29 protein-coding genes are annotated in these 26,973 nt (G+C 66.3%); 20 read left to right on the top strand and 9 right to left on the bottom strand.

What is annotated here, in order from left to right; genetic code table 11:
- Positions 1-294 precede the first annotated feature (294 nt).
- Positions 295-2,049, top strand: a complete 1,755-nt coding sequence (locus L284_RS26990; protein WP_021232384.1) for a cation:proton antiporter domain-containing protein — start codon at positions 295-297, stop codon at positions 2,047-2,049.
- A gap of 5 nt (positions 2,050-2,054) precedes the next feature.
- Here the strand turns inward: L284_RS26990 and L284_RS26985 are convergent, their stop codons facing one another.
- Entirely contained in the window at positions 2,055-2,510 is a 456-nt protein-coding gene (locus L284_RS26985) for an Lrp/AsnC family transcriptional regulator (protein ID WP_021232383.1), read from the bottom strand.
- Between the two features lie 138 nt (positions 2,511-2,648).
- Between L284_RS26985 and ald the strand changes: the two genes are divergently transcribed.
- The gene (ald, locus tag L284_RS26980; protein WP_021232382.1) at positions 2,649-3,764 is read left to right on the top strand and encodes an alanine dehydrogenase; all 1,116 of its coding nucleotides are present in this window, start codon (positions 2,649-2,651) and stop codon (positions 3,762-3,764) included.
- Positions 3,765-3,976: 212 nt separating this feature from the next.
- Here ald and L284_RS26975 read toward each other — a convergent pair whose 3' ends face one another.
- Positions 3,977-4,381, bottom strand: coding sequence for an acyl-CoA thioesterase (locus tag L284_RS26975; protein WP_021232381.1), 405 nt, complete (start codon positions 4,379-4,381; stop codon positions 3,977-3,979).
- Entirely contained in the window at positions 4,378-6,483 is a 2,106-nt protein-coding gene (locus tag L284_RS26970; RefSeq protein ID WP_021232380.1) for a S9 family peptidase, read from the bottom strand. Before L284_RS26970 ends, L284_RS26975 begins: the two co-directional genes overlap by 4 nt.
- A gap of 134 nt (positions 6,484-6,617) precedes the next feature.
- Here L284_RS26970 and L284_RS26965 point away from each other — a divergent pair, with 134 nt between their 5' ends.
- The 5 genes from L284_RS26965 (at position 6,618) to L284_RS26950 (ending at position 11,789) form a co-directional block, all read left to right on the top strand.
- The gene (locus tag L284_RS26965; RefSeq protein WP_021232379.1) at positions 6,618-8,438 is read left to right on the top strand and encodes an aminopeptidase P family protein; all 1,821 of its coding nucleotides are present in this window, start codon (positions 6,618-6,620) and stop codon (positions 8,436-8,438) included.
- A 56-nt stretch (positions 8,439-8,494) separates the two neighbouring features.
- Positions 8,495-8,728, top strand: a complete 234-nt coding sequence (locus tag L284_RS49060) for a hypothetical protein (RefSeq protein ID WP_407635829.1) — start codon at positions 8,495-8,497, stop codon at positions 8,726-8,728.
- Positions 8,729-8,814: 86 nt separating this feature from the next.
- Entirely contained in the window at positions 8,815-9,525 is a 711-nt protein-coding gene (locus tag L284_RS26960; RefSeq protein ID WP_235054256.1) for an EF-hand domain-containing protein, read from the top strand.
- A gap of 36 nt (positions 9,526-9,561) precedes the next feature.
- Positions 9,562-10,296 carry a response regulator gene (locus L284_RS26955; protein WP_021232377.1) on the top strand — a complete coding sequence of 245 codons (735 nt, stop codon included), beginning with the start codon at positions 9,562-9,564 and terminating at the stop codon, positions 10,294-10,296.
- A 17-nt stretch (positions 10,297-10,313) separates the two neighbouring features.
- On the top strand, positions 10,314-11,789 hold the full coding sequence (locus tag L284_RS26950) for an ATP-binding protein (RefSeq protein ID WP_021232376.1): 1,476 nt from the start codon (positions 10,314-10,316) through the stop codon (positions 11,787-11,789).
- 49 nt (positions 11,790-11,838) lie between these two features.
- On the opposite strand, the gene L284_RS26945 is transcribed toward L284_RS26950, so the two are convergent.
- On the bottom strand, positions 11,839-13,437 hold the full coding sequence (locus L284_RS26945) for a helicase HerA-like domain-containing protein (RefSeq protein ID WP_021232375.1): 1,599 nt from the start codon (positions 13,435-13,437) through the stop codon (positions 11,839-11,841).
- A gap of 103 nt (positions 13,438-13,540) precedes the next feature.
- Here L284_RS26945 and pabB point away from each other — a divergent pair, with 103 nt between their 5' ends.
- Genes pabB through arfB form a run of 4 tightly spaced genes read left to right on the top strand, consistent with a single transcriptional unit; the run spans position 13,541 to position 17,610 of the window.
- Complete coding sequence (gene pabB, locus L284_RS26940; protein WP_031341389.1) at positions 13,541-15,373, top strand: aminodeoxychorismate synthase component I; 1,833 nt, start codon at positions 13,541-13,543, stop codon at positions 15,371-15,373.
- Positions 15,373-16,542, top strand: coding sequence for a pyridoxal phosphate-dependent aminotransferase (locus L284_RS26935; RefSeq protein WP_021232373.1), 1,170 nt, complete (start codon positions 15,373-15,375; stop codon positions 16,540-16,542). Before pabB ends, L284_RS26935 begins: the two co-directional genes overlap by 1 nt.
- A 1-nt stretch (position 16,543) precedes the next feature.
- Positions 16,544-17,197: an RluA family pseudouridine synthase gene (locus L284_RS26930; RefSeq protein ID WP_021232372.1), complete on the top strand. Its 654-nt coding sequence runs from the start codon at positions 16,544-16,546 to the stop codon at positions 17,195-17,197.
- A complete protein-coding gene (gene arfB / locus L284_RS26925) occupies positions 17,194-17,610 on the top strand; it encodes an alternative ribosome rescue aminoacyl-tRNA hydrolase ArfB (protein WP_021232371.1) in 417 nt (138 codons plus the stop codon). The genes L284_RS26930 and arfB overlap by 4 nt, the downstream gene beginning before the upstream one ends.
- Positions 17,611-17,613: 3 nt before the next feature.
- Here arfB and L284_RS26920 read toward each other — a convergent pair whose 3' ends face one another.
- A complete protein-coding gene (locus L284_RS26920) occupies positions 17,614-17,811 on the bottom strand; it encodes a hypothetical protein (protein ID WP_021232370.1) in 198 nt (65 codons plus the stop codon).
- Positions 17,812-18,082: 271 nt separating this feature from the next.
- On the opposite strand from L284_RS26920, the gene L284_RS26915 reads away from it, so the two are divergent.
- Positions 18,083-18,631 carry an NADPH-dependent FMN reductase gene (locus L284_RS26915; RefSeq protein WP_021232369.1) on the top strand — a complete coding sequence of 183 codons (549 nt, stop codon included), beginning with the start codon at positions 18,083-18,085 and terminating at the stop codon, positions 18,629-18,631.
- A gap of 42 nt (positions 18,632-18,673) precedes the next feature.
- On the opposite strand, the gene spt is transcribed toward L284_RS26915, so the two are convergent.
- The 3 genes from spt to L284_RS26900 all read right to left on the bottom strand — a co-directional run bounded on the left by spt (position 18,674) and on the right by L284_RS26900 (position 20,718).
- Positions 18,674-19,909, bottom strand: coding sequence for a serine palmitoyltransferase (gene spt / locus L284_RS26910; protein WP_021232368.1), 1,236 nt, complete (start codon positions 19,907-19,909; stop codon positions 18,674-18,676).
- A gap of 13 nt (positions 19,910-19,922) precedes the next feature.
- A complete protein-coding gene (locus L284_RS26905; RefSeq protein WP_031341387.1) occupies positions 19,923-20,162 on the bottom strand; it encodes an acyl carrier protein in 240 nt (79 codons plus the stop codon).
- 193 nt (positions 20,163-20,355) lie between these two features.
- Complete coding sequence (locus L284_RS26900) at positions 20,356-20,718, bottom strand: response regulator (protein WP_021232366.1); 363 nt, start codon at positions 20,716-20,718, stop codon at positions 20,356-20,358.
- A gap of 57 nt (positions 20,719-20,775) precedes the next feature.
- Between L284_RS26900 and L284_RS26895 the strand changes: the two genes are divergently transcribed.
- The 5 genes from L284_RS26895 to L284_RS26875 are packed head-to-tail and all read left to right on the top strand — an operon-like array spanning position 20,776 to position 24,102.
- On the top strand, positions 20,776-21,057 hold the full coding sequence (locus tag L284_RS26895) for a DUF3572 domain-containing protein (RefSeq protein WP_327194199.1): 282 nt from the start codon (positions 20,776-20,778) through the stop codon (positions 21,055-21,057).
- A complete protein-coding gene (locus L284_RS26890) occupies positions 21,054-21,710 on the top strand; it encodes a hypothetical protein (protein ID WP_021232364.1) in 657 nt (218 codons plus the stop codon). Before L284_RS26895 ends, L284_RS26890 begins: the two co-directional genes overlap by 4 nt.
- Positions 21,711-21,741: 31 nt before the next feature.
- A complete protein-coding gene (locus L284_RS26885) occupies positions 21,742-22,206 on the top strand; it encodes a RidA family protein (protein ID WP_021232363.1) in 465 nt (154 codons plus the stop codon).
- Complete coding sequence (locus L284_RS26880; protein WP_021232362.1) at positions 22,187-22,957, top strand: glycerophosphodiester phosphodiesterase family protein; 771 nt, start codon at positions 22,187-22,189, stop codon at positions 22,955-22,957. Before L284_RS26885 ends, L284_RS26880 begins: the two co-directional genes overlap by 20 nt.
- Positions 22,954-24,102: a GNAT family N-acetyltransferase gene (locus tag L284_RS26875; protein WP_021232361.1), complete on the top strand. Its 1,149-nt coding sequence runs from the start codon at positions 22,954-22,956 to the stop codon at positions 24,100-24,102. The genes L284_RS26880 and L284_RS26875 overlap by 4 nt, the downstream gene beginning before the upstream one ends.
- Here the strand turns inward: L284_RS26875 and L284_RS26870 are convergent.
- Complete coding sequence (locus L284_RS26870; RefSeq protein ID WP_021232360.1) at positions 24,099-24,383, bottom strand: hypothetical protein; 285 nt, start codon at positions 24,381-24,383, stop codon at positions 24,099-24,101. The two genes, L284_RS26875 and L284_RS26870, sit on opposite strands and share 4 nt — an antisense overlap.
- A gap of 363 nt (positions 24,384-24,746) precedes the next feature.
- On the opposite strand from L284_RS26870, the gene dksA reads away from it, so the two are divergent.
- The 3 genes from dksA to L284_RS26855 form a co-directional block, all read left to right on the top strand.
- Complete coding sequence (gene dksA / locus L284_RS26865; RefSeq protein WP_021232359.1) at positions 24,747-25,205, top strand: RNA polymerase-binding protein DksA; 459 nt, start codon at positions 24,747-24,749, stop codon at positions 25,203-25,205.
- A 193-nt stretch (positions 25,206-25,398) separates the two neighbouring features.
- A complete protein-coding gene (locus L284_RS26860; protein ID WP_021232358.1) occupies positions 25,399-25,776 on the top strand; it encodes a PilZ domain-containing protein in 378 nt (125 codons plus the stop codon).
- Positions 25,777-25,876: 100 nt separating this feature from the next.
- Positions 25,877-26,973, top strand: a 1,097-nt coding sequence (locus L284_RS26855) for an ABC transporter substrate-binding protein (protein ID WP_021232357.1), incomplete at its 3' end; no start/stop codon positions are given.

Genomic DNA, 26,973 nt, shown 5'->3' with positions numbered 1-26,973 from the left:
GCACCGGCGTTCTGCCGCACCGGGCAATACGCCGAGCAACACGTCGTCCCCGACTTGATCCGGGACCGCTGGCAATACTTGAGGCGCAACCCGGCGAACACGGCGCCCAGCCGACGGTTGGGCGCGGCTAGGCCAGCGGTCCGGGATCAAGTCCGGGACGACGAACAACGCCCCCCTTCCAACGAGTAAAACGAATAACACGCCCCCACCCTTCGTCTAGGGTTACACCGCGCGGCGAGAGCCTCTAAGCAGCCTTTTCACCACACCGTTTCGCTCCCGGCCCGAAAGACCCAGATGGAAGATCATACCCAGGCATTCCTGCTGAAGGACGGCTTCCTGCTGCTCGGCACGGCGCTGGCCTTCGTCCTGCTGTTCCGCCGGCTGGGCCTGGGCGCGACCTTGGGTTATCTGCTCGCCGGCGCCATCCTCGGTCCTTACGCGTTCGGGCTGGTGGGTGATGCCGAGAACAAGCTGGGCATTGCCGAACTGGGCATCACCCTGCTGCTGTTCATCGTCGGCCTCGAACTGGCGCCCCGGCGACTCTGGCGGATGCGGAGCGAGATCTTCGGCCTGGGCTTCCTGCAAGTGACGCTCTGCGGCCTCGCGGTTTCGGCGGTGATCTATTACTCGACCGGCTTCAGCGTCGCCGCCGCGCTGGCGCTGGGCCTGCCGCTGGGGCTGTCCTCGACCGCGCAGGTCCTGCCGATGCTTCAAAGCGCCGGGCGGCTGAACACGCCCTTCGGCGAACGCTCCTTCGCGGTCCTGCTGTTCCAGGACCTCTCGATCATCCCGCTGATCACGATCATCGCGGCGATGAATCGCAACCCGCATTTGCCCGAAGGCCCTCCCGGCTGGATCCTGGTCCTGGAAACGCTGGCGGCGATCGTCGGGCTCATTCTTGCCGGACGCTTCGTGATCCGCCCCCTCTTCCGCCTGATCGGCAACCTGGGCGAGCGCGAGATGTTCGTCTTCGCGGCGTTGTTCACCGTGATCGCCTCGGCGGCGCTGATGGAATCGCTGGGGCTTTCGACCGCGCTCGGTGCCTTCATTGCCGGCGTCATGCTGGCGGACACGCCTTACCGCCACGAGCTGGAAGCCGATGTCGAGCCGTTCCGCTCCATCCTGCTCGGCCTGTTCTTCATGTCCGTCGGCATGATGCTCGACCTTTCCGCGATCGCGGAGCGACCACTGTTCGTAGCCGCCATGGCGCTGGCCCTGATCACGGTAAAAGCCTCGGTGATCTTCGGCCTCGGCCTGCTGTTCAAGATGAACTGGCGCAGCGCGCTCGCGCTGGGCCTGCTGCTCAGCCAGGGCGGCGAATTCGGTTTCGTCCTTTTCGCCCAGGCTCAGAACGCCTGGCTGATCGAGCCGCAGGCGGCCAGCCTGTTCAGCGCGATCGTCACCCTGTCGATGGTCACCACCCCGTTCCTGATGATGGCGACCGCGCGCATTCGAGAAATGCCGACGAGCAAGGAAACCCGCGAGGGTCCGCGCAAGGACGGCGCCAGCGCGCTGGTGGTGGGCTATGGCCGCTTCGGGCAGAGCGTGGCGCAAGTTCTGATCGCCGCCGAGATCCAGGTGACCCTGATCGACACCGACATCGAGATGATCGACGTGGCCAGCGGCTTCGGTGCGAAAGTCTGGTTCGGCGACGGCACCCGCATCGACCTGCTGCGCCAGGCGGGGGCGGGCGGCGCGCAGATGATCCTGTTCTGCATCGACGGCGACCAGCTTTCCGAAAGCTTCCTGCGCAACGTCCACGAGGCCTTCCCCGATGCCCGCATTCTCGCCCGCGTCTACGACCGGCGCGCGATGATTCGGCTGATGGACGCGCCCGTCACCTTGATGGTCCGCGAGGTCATGGAATCGGCGGTCACCATGGCGCGGCAAGCGCTGGAAGTGCTCGGCCTCTCGGTCGAGCAGATCGACAATGCCGAGGAGATGTACCGCTTGAGCGACAAGGAGCGGTTGTCGATCCAGTACGAGACCGGAGACCTGCGCGCCGCACGGGATCACATCCTTACCCAGGACCCGCGCGAGGCGCACTGAGAGGATTACGGCACCGCGTATCCTTCGAACCGCTTGATCCGCCGCAGGGAAAAGCTCGTCCGCATAGAGGAGACGCCCGGCAGGCGGGCCAGGCAATCGCGGTGAATGCGGTCGTAGTGGTCGAGATCGGCAGCGGCGACGCGAAGCTGGTAGTCGGCTGCCCCCGACATCAGGTGACATTCCAGGATGTCGTTGAAATCCCCCACAGCGCGCTCGAAACGTTCCATCGCTTCGCGGGTCTGGCTGGTCAGCGTGATCTCCACGAAAACTTCCACGGAAAGCCCCAGCCGCTTCGCATCCACCCGCGCGGCGTAGCCCATGACCAGCCCCTGCTCCTCCAGCGCCCTTATGCGCCGGTGGCAGGCTGACGGGGACAGGTTCACCAGTGCCGCAAGTTCCGCGATCGAACGCGAGGAATCCGCCTGCAACGCTGCGAGAAGTGCGCGGTCCGCCCGATCCATGGAAAATTCTCTTGTCGTTTGTTTCAAGAGTGGGAAATATTCCTGTTCCGCGTTCTGACAAGCCCCATTTCGGTGAAACATTGCAGGAAGCCGGGTGTATCTCCGTGGCAGGAGAGAATTTTGCCGGAGTCGAAAAATATGCGTGTCGGTACCGTCAGGGAAATCAAGAACCACGAATACCGCGTCGGCCTGACGCCGGAGAGCGCCCGCGAACTGGTGGCGCACGGCCACGAAGTCTGGGTCGAGAGCGGCGCAGGTCTCGGCATCGGCGCCAGCGACGCCGACTATACGCGGCAGGGCGCGAAGATCATCGCCACCGCCAGGGAGGTGTTCGACGGCTGCGAGATGATCGTGAAGGTCAAGGAACCGCAGGCCGGGGAGCGCGCCATGCTGCGCGAAGGCCAGATCCTCTACACCTACCTCCACCTTGCGCCCGATCCAGAACAGACTGCCGACCTCGTAAAGTCCGGCGTGACCGCCATCGCCTATGAAACCGTGACCGGCCCGGGCGGGCAACTGCCGCTGCTCAAGCCGATGAGCCAGGTCGCGGGCCGCATGTCGATCCAGGCCGGCGCCACGGCACTGGAGAAGGCGCACGGCGGCCGCGGCGTATTGCTGGGCGGGGTTCCGGGGGTGATGCCGGCCAAAGTCGCAGTGATCGGCGGCGGCGTGGTCGGTTTCAACGCCGCGCAGATGGCGGTGGGCCTCGGCGCCGACGTGACCATTCTCGACCGCAGCCCCGACGTGCTCGAACGTCTCGGCATCTATTTCGAGGCGCGCGCCAAGACCCGCTTCTCCAGCACCGCCAATCTTGCGGAGAGCGTGGCCGAGGCCGACCTCGTGATCGGCGCCGTGCTGATCCCCGGTGCTGCGGCCCCCAAGCTGGTCACGCGCGAGATGCTGGGCACCATGAAGCCCGGCGCTGTGCTGGTCGACGTCGCCATCGACCAGGGCGGCTGTTTCGAAACCAGCCACGCCACCACCCATGCCGAGCCGACCTTCGTGGTCGACGGCATCGTCCACTACTGCGTGGCCAACATGCCGGGCGCGGTGGCGCGTACCAGCACGTATGCGCTGAACAACGTGACGCTCCCCCATGCCCTCGCCATGGCCAACCTCGGCTGGAAAGCGGCGCTCAAGGCCGATCCGCACCTTGCCGAGGGGCTAAACGTCCATGCCGGCAAAGTGACGTTCGAAGCCGTCGCGACCGAGCTGGGCTACGATTACGCGCCGGTCAGCGAAGTGCTGGACTGATCGCGTAACCCGTAGTCCCGGGCTCGACCCGTGACCGCTGGCCGGGAACGGCCCGACCCTCGGCAAGGCGCTGCTCTGCAAGGTCGTGCCTGAAGAACTGCCAACGGTCCCGGATGACGAAGAAGTACGCCGCCGATCCAGAACCATCGTCACCCTGAACGCGTTTCAGGGTGACGAACTGCGGGTAGAAGAGCAGGAGATAGCGCCGCCGGTTATTCGGCCTCGTCCCAGAACGGCGCCGCCACGTCCGGCGGTACGCGCATCAGGCGCTGGGAAGCGATGTCGACCATCGCCCAGGTCGTGCGGGCCGACACCAGGATCTTGCCTGCATCGTTGCGGAAATCCATCCGGCGCACGAACCGCGCGCCGCTCGGCCCTTCGGGAATGAAGGTCTCGCCCGTCACGCGCTCGCCCTCGACGATGTTGCCGCGATAGTCGATCTCGTGCCGGGTCACGACCCAGGCATATTTCGCCTGATGCTCGGGCGCTGCCACCGCTTCCCAATGCGCGGTGGCCAAGGCCTCCATCCACTGCACCCAGACCGCGTTGTTGACGTGGCCCATGATGTCGATGTCATGGGCCTGCGCCGTAAAGGTCAGGGTAAACGGCGGCTTCATCCCTCCACACCGAGCTGCCACAGGATGAAGGCGAATTCCTCCGCCGTTTCCTTCAGGCTTTCGAACCGGCCCGACTTGCCGCCGTGGCCTGCGCCCATGTTGATCTTGAGAATCAGTTCGTTGTCGTCGGTCTTGACCTCGCGCAGGCGGGCGACCCACTTGGCGGGCTCCCAATAGGTCACGCGGGGGTCGTTGAGGCCAGCCGTCACCATCAACGGCGGGTAGGCCTGGGCCTTGACCTGATCGTAAGGGCTGTAGCTGCGGATCAGTTCGAAGGCCGCCTTATCCTCGATCGGATTGCCCCATTCCGGCCATTCGCCCGGCGTGAGGGGGAGGCTGTCGTCCAGCATGGTGCTCAGCACATCGACGAAGGGCACATGCGCCACGACCGCGCCGAACAGGTGCGGATCGGAGTTGATCACCGCGCCCATCAGTTCGCCGCCCGCCGAACCGCCGGAGATCGAGATCCGTCCAGCCTCGGTAAAGCCGCGCTCGATCAGGCCGCGGGCGACATCGACGAAGTCGTTGAAGGTGTTGGTCCGCCTTTCGAGCTTGCCCGCCTTGTACCAGGCCCGGCCGAGATCGTCGCCGCCGCGGATATGCGCTATGGCATAGGCGAAGCCGCGATCCACCAGGCTGAGCCGCGTGGTCGAGAACCCCGGATCGATGGAGATGCCGTAGGCACCGTAGCCGTAGAGGTGCAGCGGGCCGGCGCCCGTGCGGTCGCGCCGGTAGACGATCGAGACCGGAATTGCGGTGCCGTCCCGTGCGGTCACTTCCAGGCGTTCGGTCGCATAGAGCGAGGCATCGTAGCCCGAGGGGATCTCCTGGACCTTGAGCACTTCCAGGGTGCGCGCCTTGACGTCATAGTCGTAGACCGAGGAGGGGCTGACCATGGATTCGTAAGTCACGCGCAGCACGTCCATGTGCCACTCGGGATTGTTGGAGAGCGCGGCGGAGTAGCTGGCCTCCGGGAACGCGATCGGCTCCACACGCGCGGGATCGTCGTAGTAGCGCACTTCGATCCGGTCGAGCCCGGCGCCTTCTCCCAACGACTTGCGGCCTTCGATCACGTAGAAATCGCGGAACAGATCGACCCCGGTGAGGTAGAACGCATCGGTGCCCTCGATCAGGGTCGTCCACTCGCCGGGATTGCCGAGCGGCGCCGTGGCAAGGCGGAAATTCTCATGCGTGTCGTTAGTGTGGATGTAGAGCACGTCCTCACGCTCGTCGACATCGTACTCCACCCCCTTGACGCGCGGTTTCACGAGGATCTGCTCGCCCAGCGGATCGCTGGCGAGAACCAGGCGGCATTCGCTGGTCTCGTGATCGCTGCTGCCGATCAGCAGCCATTTCTCGTTCGAGGAGAGCGAGGATCCGACGCGGAATCCTTCGTCGTCCTCGTGGTAGAGTTCGACGTCGTCTTCCAGCGGCTGGCCCAGCCAGTGCAGACGGGCATTGTCGATCCGCCACTGCTCGGTGGCCAGCGAGTAGACCAGCGCCTTGTCGTTCGCCACCCAGACGAGGCTGGACAAAGTGCCGGGGATCTCATCCGGCAGGAGTTGGCCGGTGGTCAGATCCTTGATCCGCGCCGTGAAGCGTTCCGAGCCGTTGTCGTCCACCGAATAGGCCAGCAACCTGCCGTCGGCGCTGGTGGAGATGGCGCCCAGATTGAAGTATTCCTTGCCCTCCGCCAGCGCCACTTCGTCGAGGATCAGTTCGTCGGCGCTGCCGTCGTCGACCGCGCCGACGGGACGGCGCCACCACTTCTTGTATTCCGCGCCCTCCTCGAACTCGATCCAGTAGAGCCAGTCGCCGTCCTTCTGCGGCACCGACTTGTCGGCTTCCTTGATGCGGGCACGCATTTCCTTGAACAGCGCGTCGATCTGCCCCTGGCGCCCTGCCATCCGCGTTTCGAACCAGCGATTTTCCGCTTCCAGGTGCTCCAGCACGGCCTTGTCGGTGACCTCAGGATAACCGGTATCGCGCAGCCATGCATAATCGTCGGCGACGGTCAGGCCATGGTGGGTGAAGGAATGCGGCTTCTTTGCCGCCTGCGGAGGACCGGAAAGGGTCTGCGTGGGATCTGCCATCGCCTCCATCTAGGGGCTGTCCTGCCGAAGGGGAAGTATCGTGATGGCCGCAAGGAGCCTTGGGACGGAGGGCCGATGCTTCCCCTTCGGCGGCGAACCTCCTATGTTGCGCCCATGACTCCCGCCAGCCGGATACCTTACGCATGTTGATGAATACCCATGAAGCGCGCCTCGATGCCTTGCGCCAGGAACTCAAGGCACGCGGCCTCGACGGATTCGTGATCCCGATTTCCGACGAACACATGAGCGAATATGTCGGCGCCTACGCCCAGCGCCTGGCCTGGCTGACCGGCTTCGGCGGCTCGGCCGGAACGGCCGTGGTGCTGACCGACCCCACGCTCTCGCCCGCCGCCGCCATGTTCGTGGACGGCCGCTATACGCTCCAGGTGCGCGAGCAGGTGGACGGCACGTTCTACGCCTACGAAAGCGTTCCGCAGACCAGCCCGGCCCGCTGGCTGGGCGAGAATGCTCCCAAGGGCGCGCGGATCGGCTACGATGCCTGGCTTCACGGATCGAAGTGGGTCGAAGCCGCGCAGGCCGCCCTGTCGCACAAAGGCGCCACGCTGGTGGCCGTGGACGGCAATCCGATCGACGCCGTCTGGCAGGACCAGCCTGCGCCCTCGCCCGCCCCGGCCCTCGTCCATGACGATGCCCTGGCGGGCGTATCAAGCAAGGCCAAGCGCGCCGCCGTATCCGAATGGCTCACCGCGCGCGGGCTGGACGCGGCGGTGATCACGGCCCTCGATTCGATTGCCTGGCTGCTCAACCTGCGCGGCACCGACGTCGAGCGGACCCCCGTGGCGCTGTCCTACGTCGTCGCCTATGCGGACGACACCGCCGACCTCTACATCGCCGAAGAGAAGGCCACGCCGGAACTGCGCCGGCACCTGGGCAACGCGGTGAGCGTGAAACCGCGTGAAGCCTTCGTCGCGGGCCTCGGCAAGCTGGCCGGCAAGCGTGTCGCCGTCGATCCCGACAACGCCGTCGCCGCCGTGTTCGAGACCTTGCGCGCAGCCGGCGCGGCGATCGTCGAGGAACGCGACCCCACGATCCTGCCCAAGGCCGTGAAGAACCCCGTCGAACAGCAGGGCCATCGCGAGGCGCAGGCCATCGACGGCGTGGCCGTGACGCGCTTCCTGCACTGGCTGTCGGTCGAGGGACCGAAGGGCGAAGTGACCGAGATGAGCGCCGCCGATCGGCTCCACGCCTTCCGCCGCGAATGCGGCGACTTGCGCGACCTCTCGTTCGACACGATCTCGGGCGCCGGCCCCAACGGTGCCAGCCCGCACTACCGCGTCTCCGAGGAGTCGAGCCTCACTCTCGTTCCCGAAAGCGTCTACCTGGTCGATTCGGGCGGCCAGTACCCCTACGGCACGACGGACATCACCCGCACCGTGTGGATCGGGAACGGGCAGCCGCCGGCCGAAGTGAAGGACCGCTTCACCCGCGTCCTGAAGGGCACCATCGCCATCGACCGCGCGGTCTTCCCCAAGGGCACCAACGGCGGCCAGCTCGACGTGCTCGCCCGCCAGTTCCTGTGGCAGGTCGGGCTCGACTATGCCCATGGCACCGGTCACGGAGTCGGCAGCTTCCTCTCGGTTCACGAAGGCCCGCAGCGCATCGGCAAGCCGGCCGGCGGCCAGGCGGGTACGTCGCAGGAACTGCTCGCGGGCATGATCCTCAGCGACGAGCCGGGCTACTACAAGGCCGGCGAATACGGCATCCGCATCGAGAACCTGATCCTCGTCGAACCGCGGGAATTCGCAGGCTCGGACGGTGAATACTTCGGCTTCGAGACGCTGACCCTGGTTCCCATCGAGCGCCGGCTGGTGGACACGGCCCTCCTCAGCCCCGAGGAAACGGCGTGGTGGAACGCCTATCACGCCAGAGTCCTCGAGGTGATCGGCCCGCAAGTCAGCGGCGAAGTGAAGCAGTGGCTCGAAGCGCAGTGCCTGCCACTTTGACCGCAAGGTCCTGATGGCGCATCCTCCCGGCGGCGCGCAGTCGGGAGGACCGCTCTATGGCGAACGAAGTGCACGACCTCAGAACCCATCCGGTGCATCTCGGCCTCGGCGCCGTGGCCGAGGCCCTGCCCGCCTTTACCGGCATGGACTGGTACGCCGCCTACTCGGCGCGCACCGCGGCAGACGGAAGAACAGGCAGCTTGCCTGCGGATGAAGGGAGTGCCAACGTTGTGACAATTGGCGACAATAAACCCGCAAGACGGCACAACTGCGCGACAAGCGGCGCTTAGAGCGGAGATCAGAAAGCTGCGGGGCGTTTCTTCCCCTCCCTTCCCCGCCCCACGGCTTTCGCATGTTTCTGTCGAAGGAAAGAGCCATGAGGATGAACTGGTTCAGCACGATCTCCGTCGGCTTCTCCGCCGCGGCGCTGGCTTTTGCCGGTGCGGCCTGCGCCCAGGCGCAGGCGGCGCCCGCCGGTAGCGAGCGCGACCGCCGGGAAGCGCGGACCGAGACCCGCGCGGACGCCCAGGCCCGCGCCGAGGCGATGTTCGCCCGGCTGGACGTGAACAAGGACGGCAAGCTGGACTGCGCCGACCGCGAGGCACGCCGTCAGGAGCGGCGCAGCGCTCTGTTCGACCGCCTCGACGCCGATAAGGACGGCGCCATCTCGAAGGCGGAATTCATGGCGGATCGCGGTCCTGGCGGTGATCGCGGCGGCGCTCACCCGGAAGGCGACATGCCTCGCCCTCCCGGCGGCCCGGAAGCCTCCGGGGATCGCCCCGCTCCCGATTATGCCGAGCGCCGCGGGCGTCACGGAGGCCTACACGGCGACATGAAGCGCCGGATGCCCGGCTTCGGCAGGGGCGATGGAAACCGCGACGGCAGCGTAGCCCGGTCCGAATTCGCCGCCGCCGCACTCCAGCGCTTCGATGCGATCGACACCGACAAGGACGGCAAAGTCACGCCGGAGGAGCGCCGCGCCGCGCACGACAGGATGCGCGCCGCATGGCAGGCCCGCAAGGGCGAGCGTGCCCGAGCCTCCGAGGGTGCCGAGCGCAAGGCGCCGCCGCCGCCCGCACAGAAGTAACGACCGCGCTCCGGTGGCGGACGGAAAAGGACTGGAATGAACGACATCTCGCCCGCCCGCATCCTGCTGGTCGACGACGAAGCCGCACTCCGCGAACCCCTGGCCGACTATCTGTCGCGCCAGGGGTTCGGCGTGAGCCAGGCGGTCAGCGCCGCCGAGGCGCGCAGTCGGTTGCGCGACGAGAAGCCCGACCTCGTCCTGCTGGACATCATGATGCCCGGCGAGGACGGCCTTTCGCTCTGCCGCCATCTCGTCGAAGCGCAGGACATCCCGGTCATCTTCCTCACCGCGCGCGGAGAGGCGACCGACCGCATCGTCGGCCTGGAGATCGGCGCCGACGACTACGTGGTGAAGCCTTTCGAACCGCGTGAATTGGTGGCCCGCATCCGCTCGGTCCTGCGCCGTGCTGCCCGCGTCCCCATGCAGGCGCCCGACAACGAGGCTTTCTCTTTCGAGGGCTGGCTGCTCGATCCGCTGAAGCGGCGCCTTACCGATGCAGAAGGAGCGACGGTCGCGATCTCCTCGGTCGAGTTTCGCCTGCTCATGGCCTTCCTTGAACATCCGCGCCAGGTGCTCAACCGCGATCGCCTGCTGGACATGGTGCAGGGCCGCGAGGCGCACCTCTTCGACCGCGCCGTGGACAACCAGGTCAGCCGTCTGCGCCGGAAGATCGAAGTCGATTCGCGCAATCCGCAGCTGATCCAGACGGTTTGGGGCGGGGGCTACATGCTCGCCACCGACGTACGGCGCGTGCCGCTCGACCCGGATTGAGCAAGGCCTTCCGTACTATGTCTTCGCTCAAGCCATCCTTTCCGAAGACGCAGGGCCACCGGGCGTCCTGGCTGCAGATGCCCCGTCCGCACAGCCTCATGGGGCAGATGCTGCTGGCAGTGGCGCTGGCGCTCATGCTGGTGCAGGGTCTCGGCGCGTTCTTCGTCTATCGCGCCCAGCGTGATGGCTATGAAGCCAGCATGCTCAATGCTGCGGCTTTCCGTCTGATCATGGAGACGCGCGGCCCGCGCGCCCTGTCGCGCCACCGCGGCGGTCCCAGAGTGCCTCTGGGCGGTCCTTCGCCCAAGGGTTATCACCTGGAATACAGCACCCGTGCGCCCATCGCGCCCGGCGAGACGCGCGACCGGGCAGCCGAAGCCGGGCTTGCCAAGATCCTGGCCGACCAGGAATTCCAGGTACGCGACATCGTGGCGGTGCACCGGGACGTCGCCCGCGACCGCGTGGCTCGCCGCAATGCGCTCGACCGCGCCGCGAACTACGGTCTATCCCGCGAGGATACCGAGCGCATGCTGCGCTCCAACCTGCTCGTCGTGGGGGTTCGCACCGAGGACGAAGGCAGCTGGATCATCTCGCGCGTGCGGGCGCCACGCCCCGAGAATGTGCTGCTGACGCCGATCCTGGTCCAGACGATCCTGATCTACGTCGTCATCATGGCGGCCGTCGCGCTGATCCTGCGCCGCATCACCCGGCCGCTTGCCGCCCTGACGAGACGCCTCGAACGCTTCGCCGCCACCCAGGACGTGGAAGGCCAGCTCGCCGCGTCCGGCCCGGAAGACATGCAGCGGCTGATCGTCGCCCACAACGCCATGGAATCGCGGATCGCCGCCTTGCTGGACGAGAAGAACGTCATGCTCGGCGCCATCGGCCACGATCTCAAGACCCCGCTTGCCGCCTTGCGCGTGCGGATCGAATCGGTGACCGACGATCTCGAGCGCGGCCGCATGGCCGCGACGATCGAGGATATCGTCCATACCTTGGACGATATCCTTTCGCTGGCCCGCGTCGGCCGCCCCAGCGACCCGCTCGAAAACACCGAACTGTCCGCGCTGATGTTTTCGGTGATCGAGGAATACGAGGACATGGGCGAGCCGGTGGAAGTGGGCCGGACCGAGCGGATGGCCCTGGAACTTCGGCCGACGTGGATCCGCCGCGCCTTGCGCAACCTCATCGGCAATGCCTTGCGCTATGGGGAGCGTGCCCGTGTCTCGCTCTCGCGGGAGGGCGGGCGCGCGGTGATCCTGATCGAGGACGACGGGCCAGGCATCCCGGACGACTCCATCGATTCCATGATGAACCCTTTCACACGCGGCGACCCGTCGCGCAACAGCGCCACTGGCGGCGCAGGGCTCGGCCTTGCCCTGGCCCGCGCCATCGCCGACCAGCACGGCGGCGCGCTAATCCTCTCGAACAGGGTTTCGGCGCAAGGCGCGGTCGAAGGCTTGGCGGCAAGGCTGGAACTGCCGCTCGGCTGACCGCGCGCCGCAGTCCCCAGACAAGTCGCTGCGCTAAGCGCCCGTCCGGTCAGCGCATCAGGCCGCCAATGAGATTGCGCGCGAAACGGCCGAGGCCCGGAAAGCCGATCGCCTTGCCCAAGGCGTCCCCCACCGTTCCCGCCGCCGCGCCGGCGGCGGACGCCTTGGGATTGGCGCGGCTTTTCTTGCCCTGCACCGACTGCGCGAGGATCGACCCGGCACTCGCCGCCGCCGCGCCCGCTGCCGCCTTGGCGACTTTGCCGCCGAGACCGTCCCACAGGCTGGGGCTCTTGCGTTCCTGTTTGGCCACTTCGGCCTCGCCCTTTTCCGCCACTTCCCGCGCAGTGGCCGCTGCATCGGCAGCTTTGGCGGCCAGCACTTCCTCCGCGCTTTCGCGGTTCACGGGCGTCTCGTACTTGCCTTCATAGGGGCTGATCGACTGGATGATCGCCCGTTCCTTGGGCTCGACCGGCCCCAGCCGCGATCGGGGCGGCGCGATCAGGGTGCGCTGGACCACCGTGGGCGCGCCTTCGCCATCAAGCGTGGAAACGAGCGCTTCGCCGACCTTCAGCTCGGTGATCGCTGCCGCGACGTTCAGCTCGGGGTTGATGCGGAACGTATCCGCCGCCGCCCTGATCGCTTTCTGGTCGCGCGGGGTGAAAGCCCTCAGCGCATGCTGCACGCGGTTGCCGAGCTGGCCGGCGATGTCCTCGGGTATATCGATAGGGTTCTGCGAGATGAAATAGACGCCAACGCCCTTCGAGCGGACGAGGCGCACGACCTGCTCCACTTTGTCCTGCAGCGCCTTGGGGGCATCGTCGAACAGCAGGTGCGCTTCGTCGAAGAAGAACACCAGCTTGGGCTTGTCGGGATCGCCTACTTCCGGGAGCACTTCGAAAAGTTCGGACAGCAGCCAGAGCAGGAACGTCGCGTAGAGCTTCGGACTGCGCATCAGCTTGTCGGCAGCCAGCACGTTTACATAGCCGCGCCCCTTGTCGTCGCTGCGGATGAAATCGGCGATCTCCAGCGCCGGCTCTCCGAAGAACTGCGCCGCCCCCTGGCTGTCGAGCGCCAGAAGCTGGCGCTGGATCGTGCCGACGCTGGCCTTGGTGATGTTGCCGTATCGGCTGGAAAGCTCCGAGGCGTTCTCGGCGGCATGGGCCAGCATGGCCTGCAGGTCCGGCAGGTCGAGCAGCAGCAGCCCCTGCTCGTCGGCATAGCGGAAGACGACGTTGAGCACACCTTCCTGCGTGTCGTTGAGGTCCATCAGCCGCGCCAGCAGCAGAGGCCCCATTTCCGAGATCGTGGTGCGGACGGGGTGGCCCTGTTCGCCGTAGATGTCCCAGAAGACCACCGGATTGTCGGAATAGGCGTAATCGGTCACGCCGATTTCCCGGGCCCGCGCCTCCAGCACGGCGGCATTCTTGAACTGCGGGCTACCGGGCATGGCGATGCCGGAAAGATCGCCCTTCACGTCGGCCAGGAACACCGGAACACCGGCTGCGGAAAACTGCTCGGCTATGGTCTGGAGCGTGACGGTCTTGCCGGTGCCGGTGGCCCCCGCAATCAACCCGTGCCGGTTGGCGCGTTCCAGCCTAAGCACCTGCCGTTCGCCGTTGGCACCGAGTCCCAGGAAAATCTCTTCCATTAACCGCTCCTTGCACCCGTAGACCGTGATAGAATGGCCGGCACGCCAGGGCGAGAGGGATTTTGCCAGAGGCGAAGTTCATCGCTACAGGCGCGTGCGCACCATGCCCGAACCGTTCGTCTTCCTCGATGATGCCCGCCGCGACGGCGCCGCAGATGCCCGTATCTACCGGGAACCGGCGGAACTCGTCGTCGCGCGCCAGCCGCACGAGGTCTCGGCGGCGCTAACGCGCATCGAGGCACTCGCAGCCGAGGGCCTGCATCTGGCCGGGTACATGGCCTACGAGGCGGGGCTGGCGCTCGAATCGCGGCTCGCGCATCTCCTGCCGCAGCGCACCGGCGCGACGGGGCCGCTGGTCTGGTTCGGCGCCTTTTCCAGCTACGAGACGATTCCCGCCGCGGAAGTGCCGGAATGGCTGGAGCGTCATGCACAGCCCGGCCCGGTCGGCATCGGACCGCTGGAGCCGCAGATCTCCACCGGCGACTACGAACAGGCCTTCAACCGCCTCCAGCAAGCCATCGAGGCAGGGGACATCTACCAGGCGAACCAGACCTTCCCGCTCGCCGGACCCTGGCATGGTGATCCGCTGGCGCTCTATGCCGCGATCCGACCGGCGGCGGCGGCGGGGTATGGCGGCGTGGTCTGCGACGGATCGCACTGGCTGCTCAGCTTCTCGCCGGAATTGTTCTTCACTCTCGAGGGTAGCCGGATCACCGTGCGCCCGATGAAAGGCACCCGCCCGCGCGGGCGCGATGCGGGCGAGGATGCGGCGCTGCGCGCGGACCTCTCCGCGTCCGTCAAGGATCGGGCCGAGAACCTGATGATTCTCGACCTCATGCGCAACGACATCTCGCGGGTGGCCGAACCGGGCAGCGTCCGGGCGGAGAATCCTTTCGCCATCGAGAGCTATCCCACGGTGCACCAGATGGTCTCCACCGTCCGCGCCGAACTCGCTCCGAACAAGAGCGCCGTCGATATCCTGCGAGCGCTGTTTCCCTGCGGCTCGATCACCGGAGCGCCGAAGATCCGCGCCATGGAACTGATCGCGGAAGTGGAGGCTGAGGCTCGCGGGCCCTATTGCGGCTCGATCGGCCGGATCGATCCCACTGGCGATGCCGCCTTCAATGTGGCAATTCGCACTCTGCGTCTTTCGCCAGAGAGCGTCGACCAAAGCGGCAGCGGCAGCAACCGGAGCGGGGGCCGTGCCGTCCTCGGCGTCGGCTCGGCCGTGGTCGCCGATTCACAAGCGCTTCCCGAATGGCGGGAATGCCTGGTCAAAGGGGGTTTCGTGAGAGAGTCGGCAGGGGCATCCTCGCCCGCCAGTTTCGACCTGATCGAGACGATGTGCTTCACGCCCGAAAAGGGCATTCCGCTGCTCGAACTCCATCTCGAGCGGATTCGCGCCAGTGCCGAAGCGCTCGGCTTCAGTTTCGATCGCCATGCCGTGCGCAATGCCATCCAGGCCCTGTGCTTCGATGCCGAGGCGCCCGCGAAGCTGCGACTGGTCGCCGCCCGCAGCGGTGCCTATTCGCTGGAACTCGCCGAGCTGCCCGCTGCGTTTTCCGGCCCCGTCACCGTGGGCGTGCTGCGTTTGCCGGTGGACAGCGGCGACTGGCGTCTGCGCCACAAGACCAGCGATCGCGGCTTCTACGAGGCGGGCCTCCTCGCCGCGCAGTCGGCAGGCGCGCAGGAAGCACTGTTCCTGCGCGACGACGGCCTCGTCACCGAAGGCACGTTCACCAGCCTCTTCGTGGAACGTGGCGACAGGTTGCTGACCCCACCCGCCGCGCTGGGGCTCCTGCCCGGCGTGCTGCGTCGCTCGCTGATCGAGCAGTGCCGCGCGGAGGAAGCGGAACTGACGCTGGACGATCTCGCGGACGGTTTCCTCATCGGCAACGCCTTGCGCGGGCTGATGCCGGCACGGCTGCTGGCGTGATGCACGTCTCCCCCGCCCTCTCGCGCATCGCTCCTTCGGGCACGACCGCCATGACCGATCGCGCCATCGAACTGCGCGAATCCGGCATCGACGTGATCTCGCTCTCGGTTGGCGAGCCGGACTTCGCGACCCCGCCCCATGTCATCGAAGCCGCGAAGGCGGCGCTCGATGCCGGGCAGACGAAATATACGGCGGTCGGCGGAACTTCGCAGCTCAAAGAGGCCGCAGCGCTGCACTTTGCGCGTGACCTCGGCATCGCGGTTCCGTCCTCGCAAGTGACGGTCAGCGCGGGCGGCAAGCAGGCGATCTTCCACGCCATGCTGGCGACGCTGGGCGAAGGCGATGAAGTGATCGTGCCTTCGCCCTGGTGGGTCAGCTATCCCGAGATCGTGCGCTTCGCGGGCGGCAAGGTCGTGCCGCTGCTCACCGCCGCGAAGGACAATTTTCGCTTTACGGCCGCCGATCTCGAAGCGCAGATCGGCCCGCGCACGCTCTGGGTTCTGCTCAACAGCCCCGGCAACCCGACCGGCGCCTACTACCCAGAGGACATGCTGCGCGGCATAGGCGACGTGCTGCGCCGCCATCCCCGCGTCATGGTGCTGTCCGACGACATCTACGCGCCGCTCAACTATACGGGCCGCGCCCATGCCACTCTGGCGAACCTCTGCCCGGACCTAGCCGACCGCATCCTGACCGTCTCCGGTGTGTCCAAGAGCCACGCGATGACGGGCTTTCGCATCGGCGTCGCCGCTGGGCCGCAATGGCTGATCAAGGCGATGGAAAAGCTGCAGTCGCATTCCTCCGGCAATCCCTGCTCGATCAGCCAGGCCGCCGCCGTTGCCGCTTTCGAAGGGCCGCAGGACTTCCTGGAGGAGTGGCGCGAGCGGTTCCGCCAAAGGCGCGACCGGGTGGTCGCCGCGATCAACGCCATTCCCGGCCTCTCCACGCCGAAGCCGGACGGCGCATTCTACTGCATGATCGACGCCGCACCGCTGATGGATCGCTTCGGCAGGGACGACGGGAAGCTGGCCCTGCACCTGCTGGAACACGGCGTGGCGCTGGTCCCCGCTTCGGCCTTCGGCGGACGCGACGGTTTCCGCATCAGTTTCGCCGCCGACGACGCGCGGCTCGAAGAAGCGCTTGCGCGCATAGAGAAAGCATTGACGTAACATGGAACTGGAAATCCTCTTCGAGGACGGCGAAGCGCTGGTCATCGACAAGCCTGGCGGCCTTCCGCTGGATACGCCGCGCGCCGGTGGGCCGAGCCTCGAAGACCGGCTGGACGAGTTGAAGCTCGGCTTCCAGCGCCTGCCTGCGCCCGTCCACCGGCTGGACCGCGATACCTCGGGCTGCCTGCTGCTGGCCCGCAATCCCAAGGCGCTGAAGCGCTTTTCCGCCGCCTTCGAGGAGAAGCTGGTCCAGAAGCGTTACCTCGGCATCGTCGCCGGTACGCTGACCGAAGAGGAAGGCACGATCGCGCTCAACCTTTCCAAGGTCAGCACGGCCAAGGACGGCTGGCGCATGATCCCGGCGAAGAAGGGCAAGCCCGCCGTCACCCACTGGCGCAAGCTGGACGAAAAGAACGGGCTCACCCTGGTCGAATTCCGCCCCGAGACGGGCCGCACGCACCAGATCCGCGTCCATGCCGCTTCCGGTCTCGGCCTGCCGCTGCTGGGCGATCCGGTCTACGGCTCCAGCAAGGGTGCCCCGCGCACCATGCTCCACGCTGCGGGCCTGACCGTGCCGCGCGGCGACAAGGAACCGATCGTGGCGGCTGCGCCGCTGCCGCGCGATTTCGCCGCGCTCGGCTTCAGCGATGAATGAGCGAGGTTGAGGCCACGATAGACCGCGCCCAGGCCCTGGCGAGCGAGAGCTTCATCGCTTCCGCCGGGCCGGGCGGCCAGAACGTCAACAAAGTGGCGACGGCGGTCCAGCTGCGGATCAACGTCTATGCCCTGCGCCTCAGCCCGCCGGTCTTCGCGCGGCTGAAGGAACTGGCGGGCAGTCGCATGACGGCAGCGGGCGAACTGATGTTCACTGCCCGCCGCTTCCGCACCCAGGAGGCCAACCGGTCGGACGCGCGCGAACGTCTCGCGGAAATGCTGCGAGAGGCGTTCAAGCTGCCGGAAAAGCGCGCCAAGAGCCGGCTCAACCGAGTGGGCAAGGAACAGCGGCTGAAGGGCAAGAAACTGCGTGGCTCGGTAAAGGCCGGGCGCGGCAAGGTCAGCTTCGACTGAAGCTCATTCCGCCTGCGCCGGGGCTCGATCGACGGGCGCGGCAGCGGAGGCGGTAGGCTCGGGCCGGGCATCGAACATTTCCGCTGCCTCGCTCAAAGCCTGCGCTTCGCCGATGGTGACGTCGCTTGGGCCCGGCGGCGTATCGGCCTGTCCGCAAGCTGCCAGGGAGAGGGTCGCGATCAGGAGGCAGAGCGCTCTCATGCAAGCTGCATAGCGCACCTCCAACAGCCGGGACAATGCGCCGGATCGACAGAACCATGTCATCCTGAACTTGGTTCGCGAGCCATCTTGCCGAGCGACCCGCCGCCGATGGTCAGAAATCGATTCTGAACCAGGTTCAGGATGACGGAGCTGATCCGGTAGTCCTGGTGGGTCGCCGCGCCTTCGCAACCTTGCCGCTTTCCCGGACTTCCCACTGACACCGTTTGCCCCGATACCTGTCGTCGGCCTCAACCCGCCAAAAGGAGTCGTCATGTCGAAGATCGTCGTCGTCGTCGGAAGCCTTCGCGCCGAATCGTACAATCGCCAGTTCGCACAAGCCCTTACTCGCCTGCCCGCCGCTGCCGGCCACGATTTCGTCTTCGCCGACATCGGTGAACTGCCGCTCTACGATCAGGACGACGACGCCGACCAGGCGCAGTCGGTGAAGGATCTGAAAGAACTGGTCCGCAGCAGCGACGGCGTGATCTTCGTGACGCCCGAATACAACCGCTCGATCCCGGGCGTACTCAAGAACGCCATCGACCACGCCTCGCGTCCTTACGGGGACAGCGCTTGGGCGGGCAAGCCGGCAGGCGTGATCGGCGTCTCGATCGGCGCGGTCGGCACGGCCTTGGCGCAGCAGCATTTGCGCAACGTGCTCGCCTATCTCGACATGCCGACTCTCGGCGCGCCAGAAGCCTTCATCCAATGGAAGGATGGGCTGATCACGCCGGAAGGCACCATCGGCGAGCAGTCGGCAGGGTTCGTCGGCGGTTGGCTTGAGGCGTTCTTCGCGCTGGTGGACCGTCACCAAGATTGAGGAATCGCGTCGTCCCGGATCAAGTCCGGGACGACGGTTTCGTCAGAGGATTCCGGCCGTCTTGCCCGCGCGGGTGAACATGCCGATGATCTGCTGCACCTGTTCGGCCGAGTGTTCGGCGCAGAGCGAGCAGCGCAGCAGGGTCATGTTGGCGGGGGTTGCCGGCGGACGCGCGAGGTTCACGTAGAGGCCTTCGTGCAGCAGGGCTTCCCACATCATCGCGCCGCGTTCGAGATCGGGCATGATGACGGCGATGATCGCGCTCTGCGGCTCGTCCGTGCCGAGCTGGAAGCCCGCATCCGTCAGGCCCTTGTGCAGCGTGCGCGAGCTTTCCCAGAGGTGCGCGCGCTTTTCGGCGGCTGTCATCAGCTTGCGGATCGAGGTGGTCGCGGTGGCGACGACGCTGGGCGGCAGGCTGGCGGTGAAGACGTAGGGACGGCAGACCAGGCGCATGATCTCGAACTTGGGGTGGTTCGAGACGCAGAAGCCGCCGACCGTGCCGACCGACTTGGAGAACGTGCCGATCACGAAGTCCACGTCATCGAGGCAGCCCTGGTCCTCGGCCACGCCGCGACCGTTGGGGCCGATGAAGCCCATCGAGTGCGCTTCGTCCACCAGCACCATGGCGCCATACTTCTTGGCGACCGCGATCATCTCCTTGAGCGGGGCGATATCGCCCAGCATCGAGTAGACGCCTTCCAGCACGACCAGCTTGCCCGCGCCCTTGGGAATGCGGCGCAGGCGCTTTTCCATCGCCTCGATGTCGTTGTGCTTGAAAGGCACGACTTCGGCATCGCCCATCTTGCAGCCGTCCCAGATCGAGGCGTGGCTGTCGATGTCGAGGACGATGTAGTCACCCTTGCCGGCGATCGTCGAGATGATCCCGAGGTTGGCCTGGTAGCCGGTGGAGAACACCATGGCATGCTTCATGTCGTAGAAGTCGCATAGCGCTTCCTCGACCGCCTTGTGCCCGGCGTAAGTGCCGTTGAGCACGCGGCTACCGGTGGTGCCGGCGCCGAAGTCGTCCAGCGCCTGCTTGCCCGCCGCGATCACGTCGGGATCGAAGGTCATGCCCATGTAGTTGTAAGTGCCGAGCAGGATCGTCTCGCGCCCGTTGCACAGGGCGACGGTGGGCGAGATCACCTTTTCCATGACGAGGCCGAACGGATCGGTGACGCCCGTGGAAAGCAGGTCGCGGCGCATTTCGATCAGGGGATCGAACTTGCTGAACAGGTCGGTGACGCCTTGCGTTTCGTTATCGCTGAGCATGTCGGTCATCGCGGAAAATTCCTCAGCCCTGAAGCTTGACCACGGCGTCCACGAGCTGGCCGTAGTTCTCGATCTCGGCCTGCTGGTTCATCGAGATGATGATGTCGAATTCGTCTTCGATGGCGGCGACGAAGTCCATGACGGTCAGGCTGTCGAATTCAAGGTCGTCGGTGAAGCGGGTCGCGTCGGTCACGGCCACGCCCTTCTTGTTGAAGGGCTCGATCAGCGCGGCGATGCGGGCCGAGGTCTCTGCGCGGTCCATGGTCATTTCAACTCCGGTCATTTCGGGCGGCGCTCTGGCCGATAATTGCGGCGCAAAAGCGGCGGCGGGGCAAACTGTCAAGCAGCCTCTAGCGCAATCCTCCCCCGCGGGGGAGGGGCGGATGGACTTATCCGTCCATACTGTCGTCACCCCGAACGCATCCAGGGTGACGATGGCGACGGGCAGATTCCCTTTACAGAAGCGCGCGGACTGCCTGCATGAAGGGGCCGATGGAGACCGGCTTGGCGAGATAGCCTTCCGCCCCCGCCTCGCGGATGCGCTCCTCGTCGCCCTTGCCCGCATAGGCGGTGACGGCAAGCACCGGTATCGTCCGCAAGACGGTGTCCTTCTTGGCCGCCTCGATCAGGTCGAGCCCCGAGACGTTGGGCAGCTGGATGTCCATGATGACGAGGTTCGGCACGAATTCTCGCGCGCGCTCCAGCGCGTCGAGGCCATCGGCTACCGGCTCCACGGCGAAGCCCTGGCTCCTGAGCACGTCGCAAAAGAGCTTTCGATTGAGGTCGTTGTCCTCGACAACTAGGATACGCTTTGCCATTCGACGCGGGATCACCATCTAGGTCGGGAACACCCGCTCTATGACACGCAAGCGAGACTGACAATTCTTCGAGAGTCGCCATCCCCATCGCAGGACCCGCAGGCTCTGGCGCTCGCCGCGCTCGGCTGGGTGCTGGCGGACCAGGGCCGCGCAGAGCGTTTCCTGTCGCTGACCGGCCTGACCCCCGACGTGCTGCGCGCCTCGCTGGGCGAGCCTGCGACGATGGCGGCGGTGCTGGAATTCCTTTGCTCGCATGAGCCTGACCTGCTCTCCGCCGCCGATGCGCTTGAAGTGACGCCGGAAGTGCTGGCGCGCGCACGCGAAAGGCTGGGCGCATGACGCGGCGCTCGGGTCGCCCCCTGCTCATCACCGATTGCGACGAAGTGCTGCTCTACATGGTCTCGCACTTCCGTGACTGGCTGGCCGAGGAAGAGGGCGTAACCTTCACGTTCGATCGCGGCGAGTTTTCCGGCGCCATGCGTCACACCGGCTCCGGCGAAGTGCTGGAACCGGCAGCGATGTGGTCGCTGCTGAACAAGTTCTTCGATGGGCAGATGCATCGGCAGACCCCGGTGGACGGCGCCGTGGAGGCCCTGGGCGAAATTTCCCACCATGCCGACGTGGTCGTGCTGACCAATCTCATGGATTTCCGGCAGGAAGCCCGCCGCCTGCAACTGGCGGAGCATGGCCTGGACTTGCGCATCTTTACCAACCAGGGTCCGAAAGGGCCGGCGCTCAAGGCCATTCTCGACGAATACCAGCCGTCGCGCGCGGTCTTCGTGGACGATCTGGCCCAGCACCACGACTCGGTGGCGGCGGTGACGCCCGAGGTCGGCCGCCTGCACTTCTGCGCCGAGCCGCTGCTCGCCCCGCATATCGCCTGCGCCCACCTCGCCGGCCATGCCCATGCCCGGATCGACCGCTGGCCGGATGCCGCGCCCTGGCTGATCGGCTGGCTGACACGCGAAGAGGCCGAGCATAGCCAATCCTGAAACCCGCTCCCCCGACAAGGAAGACGCCAAGATGAGTGCAATCGAATCCCGCCTGGCCGAACTTGGCCTTACGCTCCCCGAACCCGCAGCGCCGGTAGCGGCTTACGTGCCGGTCGTCGTCGCGGGCGGCCTCGCCCATGTTTCGGGGCAGCTGCCTTTCGTCGAGAGCAAGCTGGTGACTGGCCGCTTGGGCGAGGACGTCGCGCTGGAAGCGGGCATCGAGGCGGCGCAGGCCTGCGCCGTGATGATCCTGGCCCAGCTCAAGGCCGCGCTCGGCTCGCTCGACCGCGTGGAGCGCGTGGTCAAGCTGGGCGCCTTCGTCAATTCCACGGGGGACTTCACCGACCAGCCGAAAGTGGCGAACGGCGCTTCGGAGCTTATGGTGGCGGTGTTCGGCGAAGAGGGCAAGCATGCCCGCAGCGCCGTCGGCGTGCCGGTGCTGCCGCTGGGGGCTGCCGTCGAAGTGGACGCCATCGTTGCCGTTCGCCCTGCTTGATCGCTGGTGTTCGCCGCCGCCCGACCCGCGCAAGGTCGAGTGGATCGGTGAACACGACTATGCCCATCGCGGGCTGCACGGCGCGGTAATTCCCGAAAACTCGCTCGCGGCGTTCCGGCTGGCGATCGAGGAAGGTCACGGGATCGAACTCGACGTGCAGCGCGCGGGGGACGGTACGCCCGTGGTTTTCCACGATACGGTCCTGGACCGGCTTACCGGCGAGACCGGCGAGATTGCGCGCCGCAGCGCGGCCCAACTCGCCGCGGTAACGCTCGGCGGAACGGCGGAGAGCATCCCCAGCCTGCGCCAGGCCCTCACCCTGATCGGCGGCCGCAAGCCGGTGCTGATCGAGTTGAAATCCTCGCGCGGCACCCGCCTCGCCGCGCTGTGCCTGGCCGTGCGGCGGGTCCTGGAAGGCTACACCGGCCTGCATGCGGTGATGAGCTTCGATCCGCGCGTCTCGCATTGGTATAGCCAACACTCGCCGAACACCGTACGCGGGCTGATCGTCTCGGAAGGCGAGCATCGCGCCCTGCCCGGCAAGATCCGGCGGCGCCTTGCGCTCTGGCAGGCGCGGCCCGACTTCCTCGCCTACGATATCCGCGACCTGCCCAACCGCTTCGCCGCCGCGCAGCGCAAGCGCGGCCTGCCCGTGGCGACCTGGACGGTACGCCGCCCCGACCATCACGAGCGCGCCGGCATCCATGCCGATGCGGTGATCTTCGAACGCCCCTCGGAAGAACCGGCGTGAGCGCCGGGAACAGCGGCACCGAATTCGTCGCCCGGCTTCATGGCGCGGTGAGCGGCCTTCCCGCCGGCGAATGGGACGCCCTTACGGGGGGCGGCAATCCCTTCGTCTCCCACGCCTTCCTCGCGGCCATGGAGGAATCCGGCAGCGTCGGCGGCAGCAGCGGCTGGACGCCGGTTCCGATCACCATTGCGGGACCGACTGGGCGGCTGGCAGCGGCGCTTCCCGCCTATCTCAAGCAGCACAGTCAGGGCGAATACGTGTTCGACCACGCCTGGGCGGATGCTTGGCACCGGGCAGGCGGATCGTACTATCCCAAGCTGCAGATTGCGGTTCCTTTCACCCCGGCGACCGGCCCGCGCCTGCTGACGCCGCACCCGGAACTCGCTCCGGCCCTGATCGCCGCCGCCGAGTCGGTCTGCCGCGACAACGGCCTTTCCTCGGCCCACGCGACTTTCATCGAGCCTGCCCAGGTGCCGCTGTTCGAAGCGGCCGGCTGGCTGCTGCGCGAGGATATACAGTTCCACTGGGAAAACCGGGGCTATCCCGATTTCGATGCGTTCCTCGCCGCCCTCTCCTCGCGCAAACGCAAGGACATCCGCAAGGAACGCGAAAGGGCGCAGGATGGCGTCGAGATCCGCGTGCTCTCCGGGGGCGATCTCCGCGAGGAGCACTGGGACGCGTTCTGGTCGTTCTACCAGGACACCGGCGCGCGCAAGTGGGGCCATCCCTACCTGACACGCGAGGCCTTCTCTTTGCTGGGCGAGACGATGGCGGATCGCATCCTGCTGGTGCTGGCCTATATCGATGGCCGCGCCGTGGCAGGAGCGCTGAACTTCATCGGCAACGAAGCGCTCTACGGTCGCTACTGGGGCGCCGTGGTGGACAAGCCGTTCCTTCATTTCGAACTCTGCTACTACCAGGCGATAGATGCCGCGATCGCCATGGGTCTGTCCCGCGTCGAAGCAGGGGCGCAAGGCGGCCACAAACTCGCCCGGGGCTACGAGCCGGTGCGGACGGTTTCCGCGCATTACATCGTTCATGAAGGACTGCGCGCGGCGATCGCGGACTATCTGGAGCAGGAACGGGCCGGCATTGCTGGGGACCAGCTGCTACTGGACGAACGCACGCCTTTCCGGAAGGCCTAGGCCGCCTTTCGCAAGGAGGCCGACAGCCATTGGCGGGCACGGCGCTGGGCCTCCGCGATATCCTGGGCCGACATGTCCTCCGCCACTTCGCTGCGGCAATGCGACGCCTCCTCATCGCCATGAACCGCCGCCAGATTGAACCACTTGTGCGCTTCGATGAGGTCGCATGCCGCTCCATGGCTCCCCGTCGAAAACGCGATTCCGAGGTCGAAGCAGACGGAAAGGTCGCCGAAGGCCGCGCGGGAAAGACGATCGGCAACAACAAGCGCGTCCGGTTCCATGTCGGCCTCCTTGGCCGCCCATCGGCGTCCTTTTGTGATCCAGCAGAGTTCCACATTCAGCTAACGCCGTGTTTTCGGCCCTTTACGGCCGGTGCACCAGGGCTGGCACCATCCTGGGCAACAAAGCGTTAAGGATGAACTTGAAGCATTCCCTGTAAGTTTACGGTGCAAGACTGCGGATGGAACCTGCGCATGGCCGATGGGGCATTTCAGGTTTTTTGTGGACTGTCATGGTTATAGCCTTGTGCAGGTAAATAGGCGGCCCTATAGGCCGCCGCACCGCGGTTTGCCGGAGGCCACTGGAAATAATCCGGGGTCGCAGGGCGTAGGCAGATCGGGGGGATTCGTGCGGAGATTCTCTGGATGGCAACGGCCCTAGCTGACGAAATTGATGTCCTCGCCAAAGCCAAGCGCATGCTTGGCGGTTCCTACGTTCCGGTCGAGAACGAAGCCTACATGTGCGAGGCTCAGCAAGACTACTTCCAGCGCCTTTTGCTCGCGTGGAAGAAATCGATCCTCGATGCCTCTGCCGGTACGCTGGCTCAGCTTCAGGACGGTCCGATCCGGGAGCCCGATCTCAACGATCGCGCCTCCAGCGAGACCGACTGGGGCATCGAACTGCGCACCCGCGACCGCCAGCGCAAGCTGATCGCCAAGATCGATTCCGCCCTGCGGCGCATCGAGGAAGGCGAATACGGCTACTGCGAAGTGACCGGCGAACCGATCGGCCTCGGCCGTCTCGAAGCGCGTCCGATCGCCACCATGACGGTGGAGGCCCAGGAAGCGCACGAGCGGCGTGAGAAAGTATCTCGCGAGGAGTGATCCTCGCGCGATTTTGCAGCCTTTCGCCCCGCTTGGTCGAGATGCCCGGCCTCTCTCCAGTGGCGGGGCGTTAAGGCTTTCTTTGCCATTCGCGCCTAGCTATCGAAGGCAAACACGCTTCGCGCGTGGGCGATGGCTATCGCGGGCCGTGGTTCGTGGTATCATCGCCGGATCGACCGCCGGACGAGAACCCATGACCCAGATCGAAAATCGCCAGATCGCGCGCGACAGCCTGTTCCTCATGGCAGACTTGCGCATCGACGGCATGGACGGCGAGTACCGGATCAAGGTCCGCAACCTGTCGGCCGGCGGCATGATGGGCGAAGGTGGACTCCAGGTCGTGCGCGGCACTCTGGTCGCCGTGAACATCCGCAACGTCGGATGGATCTCGGGCACGATCGCCTGGGTGCAGGAAAACCGTTTCGGCGTCGCCTTCACCGAGGAAATCGACCCGAAACTGGCGCGATCCGCCGCCGCGCCGGTCGCCGACGACAAGCCGAATTTCGTTCGCACCTACGAAGCGCAATATTCGCCCGCCACGCCGGAAAGCCGGAACTTGCGCAAGCTCTAAGCCCGGCTGCCGGAGCCGCGCGCTCTGGCGGATCAGGAAAATCCGCGATGCGGCAGCCCGGCGATTGCGCGGCGCTGCAAATCGATTAGGGCTGAAATCCATGTTCGCCGCCTGCAAAGCCTTTCGGACCCTGGTTCCCCTGGGCGCGCTGGCGCTTGCAGCGTGCAGTGCTCCGGACAATTCCGCGCTGAGCGTGGCGGTCATCGATGCTTCCGCCGATCCGTTCGGCGGCGAGGCCGGTCAGGCCGAAGAAGACGCGGGCCCGGCAGCCAGGCTGGTCCGCGCCTCCACCACCGAGGGCCTCGTATCGTTCGACGAGAAAGGCCGCGTCATCCCGGCTTTGGCGGATCGCTGGATCGTCACCGACGATGGCCAGAGCTATATCTTCCGTCTACGCGACGGCGATTGGGCCTCGGGAGACGCGCTTACGGCCGAGTCGGCGAAGAAGTCGCTGCAAGCGGCGCTCGACGCGCTGGGCGATACGCCGCTTGCCCAGGACGTGGCCGGTATCGATGATATCCGCACGATGGCCGGGCGAGTCGTGGAAATCCGGCTCGACCGGCCCATGCCCTATCTCCTCCAGCTACTGGCCCAGCCCGAACTCGGCCTGACCTTCAAGCAGCGCGGGGCGGGGCCGATGCGCTTCGAGCTCAGCGGGAACATGGCGCGCCTGGTGCCGATCGACCCCGCCAGCCTCGGCCTTCCGGCAGTGGAAAATTGGCCGCAGCGCACGCGCCGCATCGATCTTCGCGCGTTGAACGGGGCGAGCGCCGTCGAGGCTTTCAATGCCGGCACTGTCGATCTCGTCCTGGGGGGCGAGATACAGGATTTTCCGCTTACCCGCTCGGTGGGCATCCTGCGCGGAACGATCCAGGTGGATCCGGTAGTCGGCCTGTTCGGTCTCAAGGTCATGAACGACAAGGGCTTCCTTGCAGATCCTGTCAATCGCGAAGCTCTGGCCATGGCGATAGACCGCGAAGGACTGATCTCGCAGTTCAGCCTGGGCGGCTGGTCGGCAACGACCCGCATCGTCACGCCCAGTCTGGACGGCGATCTCGGAACCATCGGCGAGCGCTGGAGCGAACAGTCGCTGGAGGAACGCCGCACGCTGGCAAGAGCCCGCGTCGGCCGCTGGGCTGCCGCGGCCCCGGCGAACAGGACTTCGCCGCCGGCCCAAGCCCGTCCCGCTCCCGCTAC

The sequence above is a fragment of the Novosphingobium lindaniclasticum LE124 genome (genome assembly GCF_000445125.1).
In the GTDB taxonomy this organism is placed as follows: domain Bacteria; phylum Pseudomonadota; class Alphaproteobacteria; order Sphingomonadales; family Sphingomonadaceae; genus Novosphingobium; species Novosphingobium lindaniclasticum.
Note: the sequence above shows the minus strand (reverse complement) of the source record. Positions and strands in the feature narration are given on the sequence as shown.

What these genes read in the sequence shown, in the direction of transcription:
- L284_RS26870 (WP_021232360.1), bottom strand. Translation starts at nt 24,383, where the DNA reads ATGGAACCGGACGCGCTTGTTGTTGCCGATCGTCTTTCCCGCGCGGCC.
- L284_RS26975 (WP_021232381.1), bottom strand. Translation starts at nt 4,381, where the DNA reads ATGAAGCCGCCGTTTACCCTGACCTTTACGGCGCAGGCCCATGACATC.
- L284_RS49060 (WP_407635829.1), top strand. Translation starts at nt 8,495, where the DNA reads ATGGCGAACGAAGTGCACGACCTCAGAACCCATCCGGTGCATCTCGGC.
- ald (WP_021232382.1), top strand. Translation starts at nt 2,649, where the DNA reads ATGCGTGTCGGTACCGTCAGGGAAATCAAGAACCACGAATACCGCGTC.
- pabB (WP_031341389.1), top strand. Translation starts at nt 13,541, where the DNA reads ATGCCCGAACCGTTCGTCTTCCTCGATGATGCCCGCCGCGACGGCGCC.
- L284_RS26905 (WP_031341387.1), bottom strand. Translation starts at nt 20,162, where the DNA reads ATGGACCGCGCAGAGACCTCGGCCCGCATCGCCGCGCTGATCGAGCCC.
- L284_RS26990 (WP_021232384.1), top strand. Translation starts at nt 295, where the DNA reads ATGGAAGATCATACCCAGGCATTCCTGCTGAAGGACGGCTTCCTGCTG.
- L284_RS26920 (WP_021232370.1), bottom strand. Translation starts at nt 17,811, where the DNA reads ATGAGAGCGCTCTGCCTCCTGATCGCGACCCTCTCCCTGGCAGCTTGC.
- L284_RS26885 (WP_021232363.1), top strand. Translation starts at nt 21,742, where the DNA reads ATGAGTGCAATCGAATCCCGCCTGGCCGAACTTGGCCTTACGCTCCCC.
- L284_RS26965 (WP_021232379.1), top strand. Translation starts at nt 6,618, where the DNA reads ATGTTGATGAATACCCATGAAGCGCGCCTCGATGCCTTGCGCCAGGAA.
- L284_RS26930 (WP_021232372.1), top strand. Translation starts at nt 16,544, where the DNA reads ATGGAACTGGAAATCCTCTTCGAGGACGGCGAAGCGCTGGTCATCGAC.
- L284_RS26970 (WP_021232380.1), bottom strand. Translation starts at nt 6,483, where the DNA reads ATGGAGGCGATGGCAGATCCCACGCAGACCCTTTCCGGTCCTCCGCAG.
- dksA (WP_021232359.1), top strand. Translation starts at nt 24,747, where the DNA reads ATGGCAACGGCCCTAGCTGACGAAATTGATGTCCTCGCCAAAGCCAAG.
- arfB (WP_021232371.1), top strand. Translation starts at nt 17,194, where the DNA reads ATGAGCGAGGTTGAGGCCACGATAGACCGCGCCCAGGCCCTGGCGAGC.
- L284_RS26935 (WP_021232373.1), top strand. Translation starts at nt 15,373, where the DNA reads ATGCACGTCTCCCCCGCCCTCTCGCGCATCGCTCCTTCGGGCACGACC.
- L284_RS26950 (WP_021232376.1), top strand. Translation starts at nt 10,314, where the DNA reads ATGTCTTCGCTCAAGCCATCCTTTCCGAAGACGCAGGGCCACCGGGCG.
- L284_RS26890 (WP_021232364.1), top strand. Translation starts at nt 21,054, where the DNA reads ATGACGCGGCGCTCGGGTCGCCCCCTGCTCATCACCGATTGCGACGAA.
- L284_RS26860 (WP_021232358.1), top strand. Translation starts at nt 25,399, where the DNA reads ATGACCCAGATCGAAAATCGCCAGATCGCGCGCGACAGCCTGTTCCTC.
- L284_RS26915 (WP_021232369.1), top strand. Translation starts at nt 18,083, where the DNA reads ATGTCGAAGATCGTCGTCGTCGTCGGAAGCCTTCGCGCCGAATCGTAC.
- L284_RS26945 (WP_021232375.1), bottom strand. Translation starts at nt 13,437, where the DNA reads ATGGAAGAGATTTTCCTGGGACTCGGTGCCAACGGCGAACGGCAGGTG.
- L284_RS26955 (WP_021232377.1), top strand. Translation starts at nt 9,562, where the DNA reads ATGAACGACATCTCGCCCGCCCGCATCCTGCTGGTCGACGACGAAGCC.
- spt (WP_021232368.1), bottom strand. Translation starts at nt 19,909, where the DNA reads ATGACCGACATGCTCAGCGATAACGAAACGCAAGGCGTCACCGACCTG.
- L284_RS26985 (WP_021232383.1), bottom strand. Translation starts at nt 2,510, where the DNA reads ATGGATCGGGCGGACCGCGCACTTCTCGCAGCGTTGCAGGCGGATTCC.
- L284_RS26900 (WP_021232366.1), bottom strand. Translation starts at nt 20,718, where the DNA reads ATGGCAAAGCGTATCCTAGTTGTCGAGGACAACGACCTCAATCGAAAG.
- L284_RS26960 (WP_235054256.1), top strand. Translation starts at nt 8,815, where the DNA reads ATGAGGATGAACTGGTTCAGCACGATCTCCGTCGGCTTCTCCGCCGCG.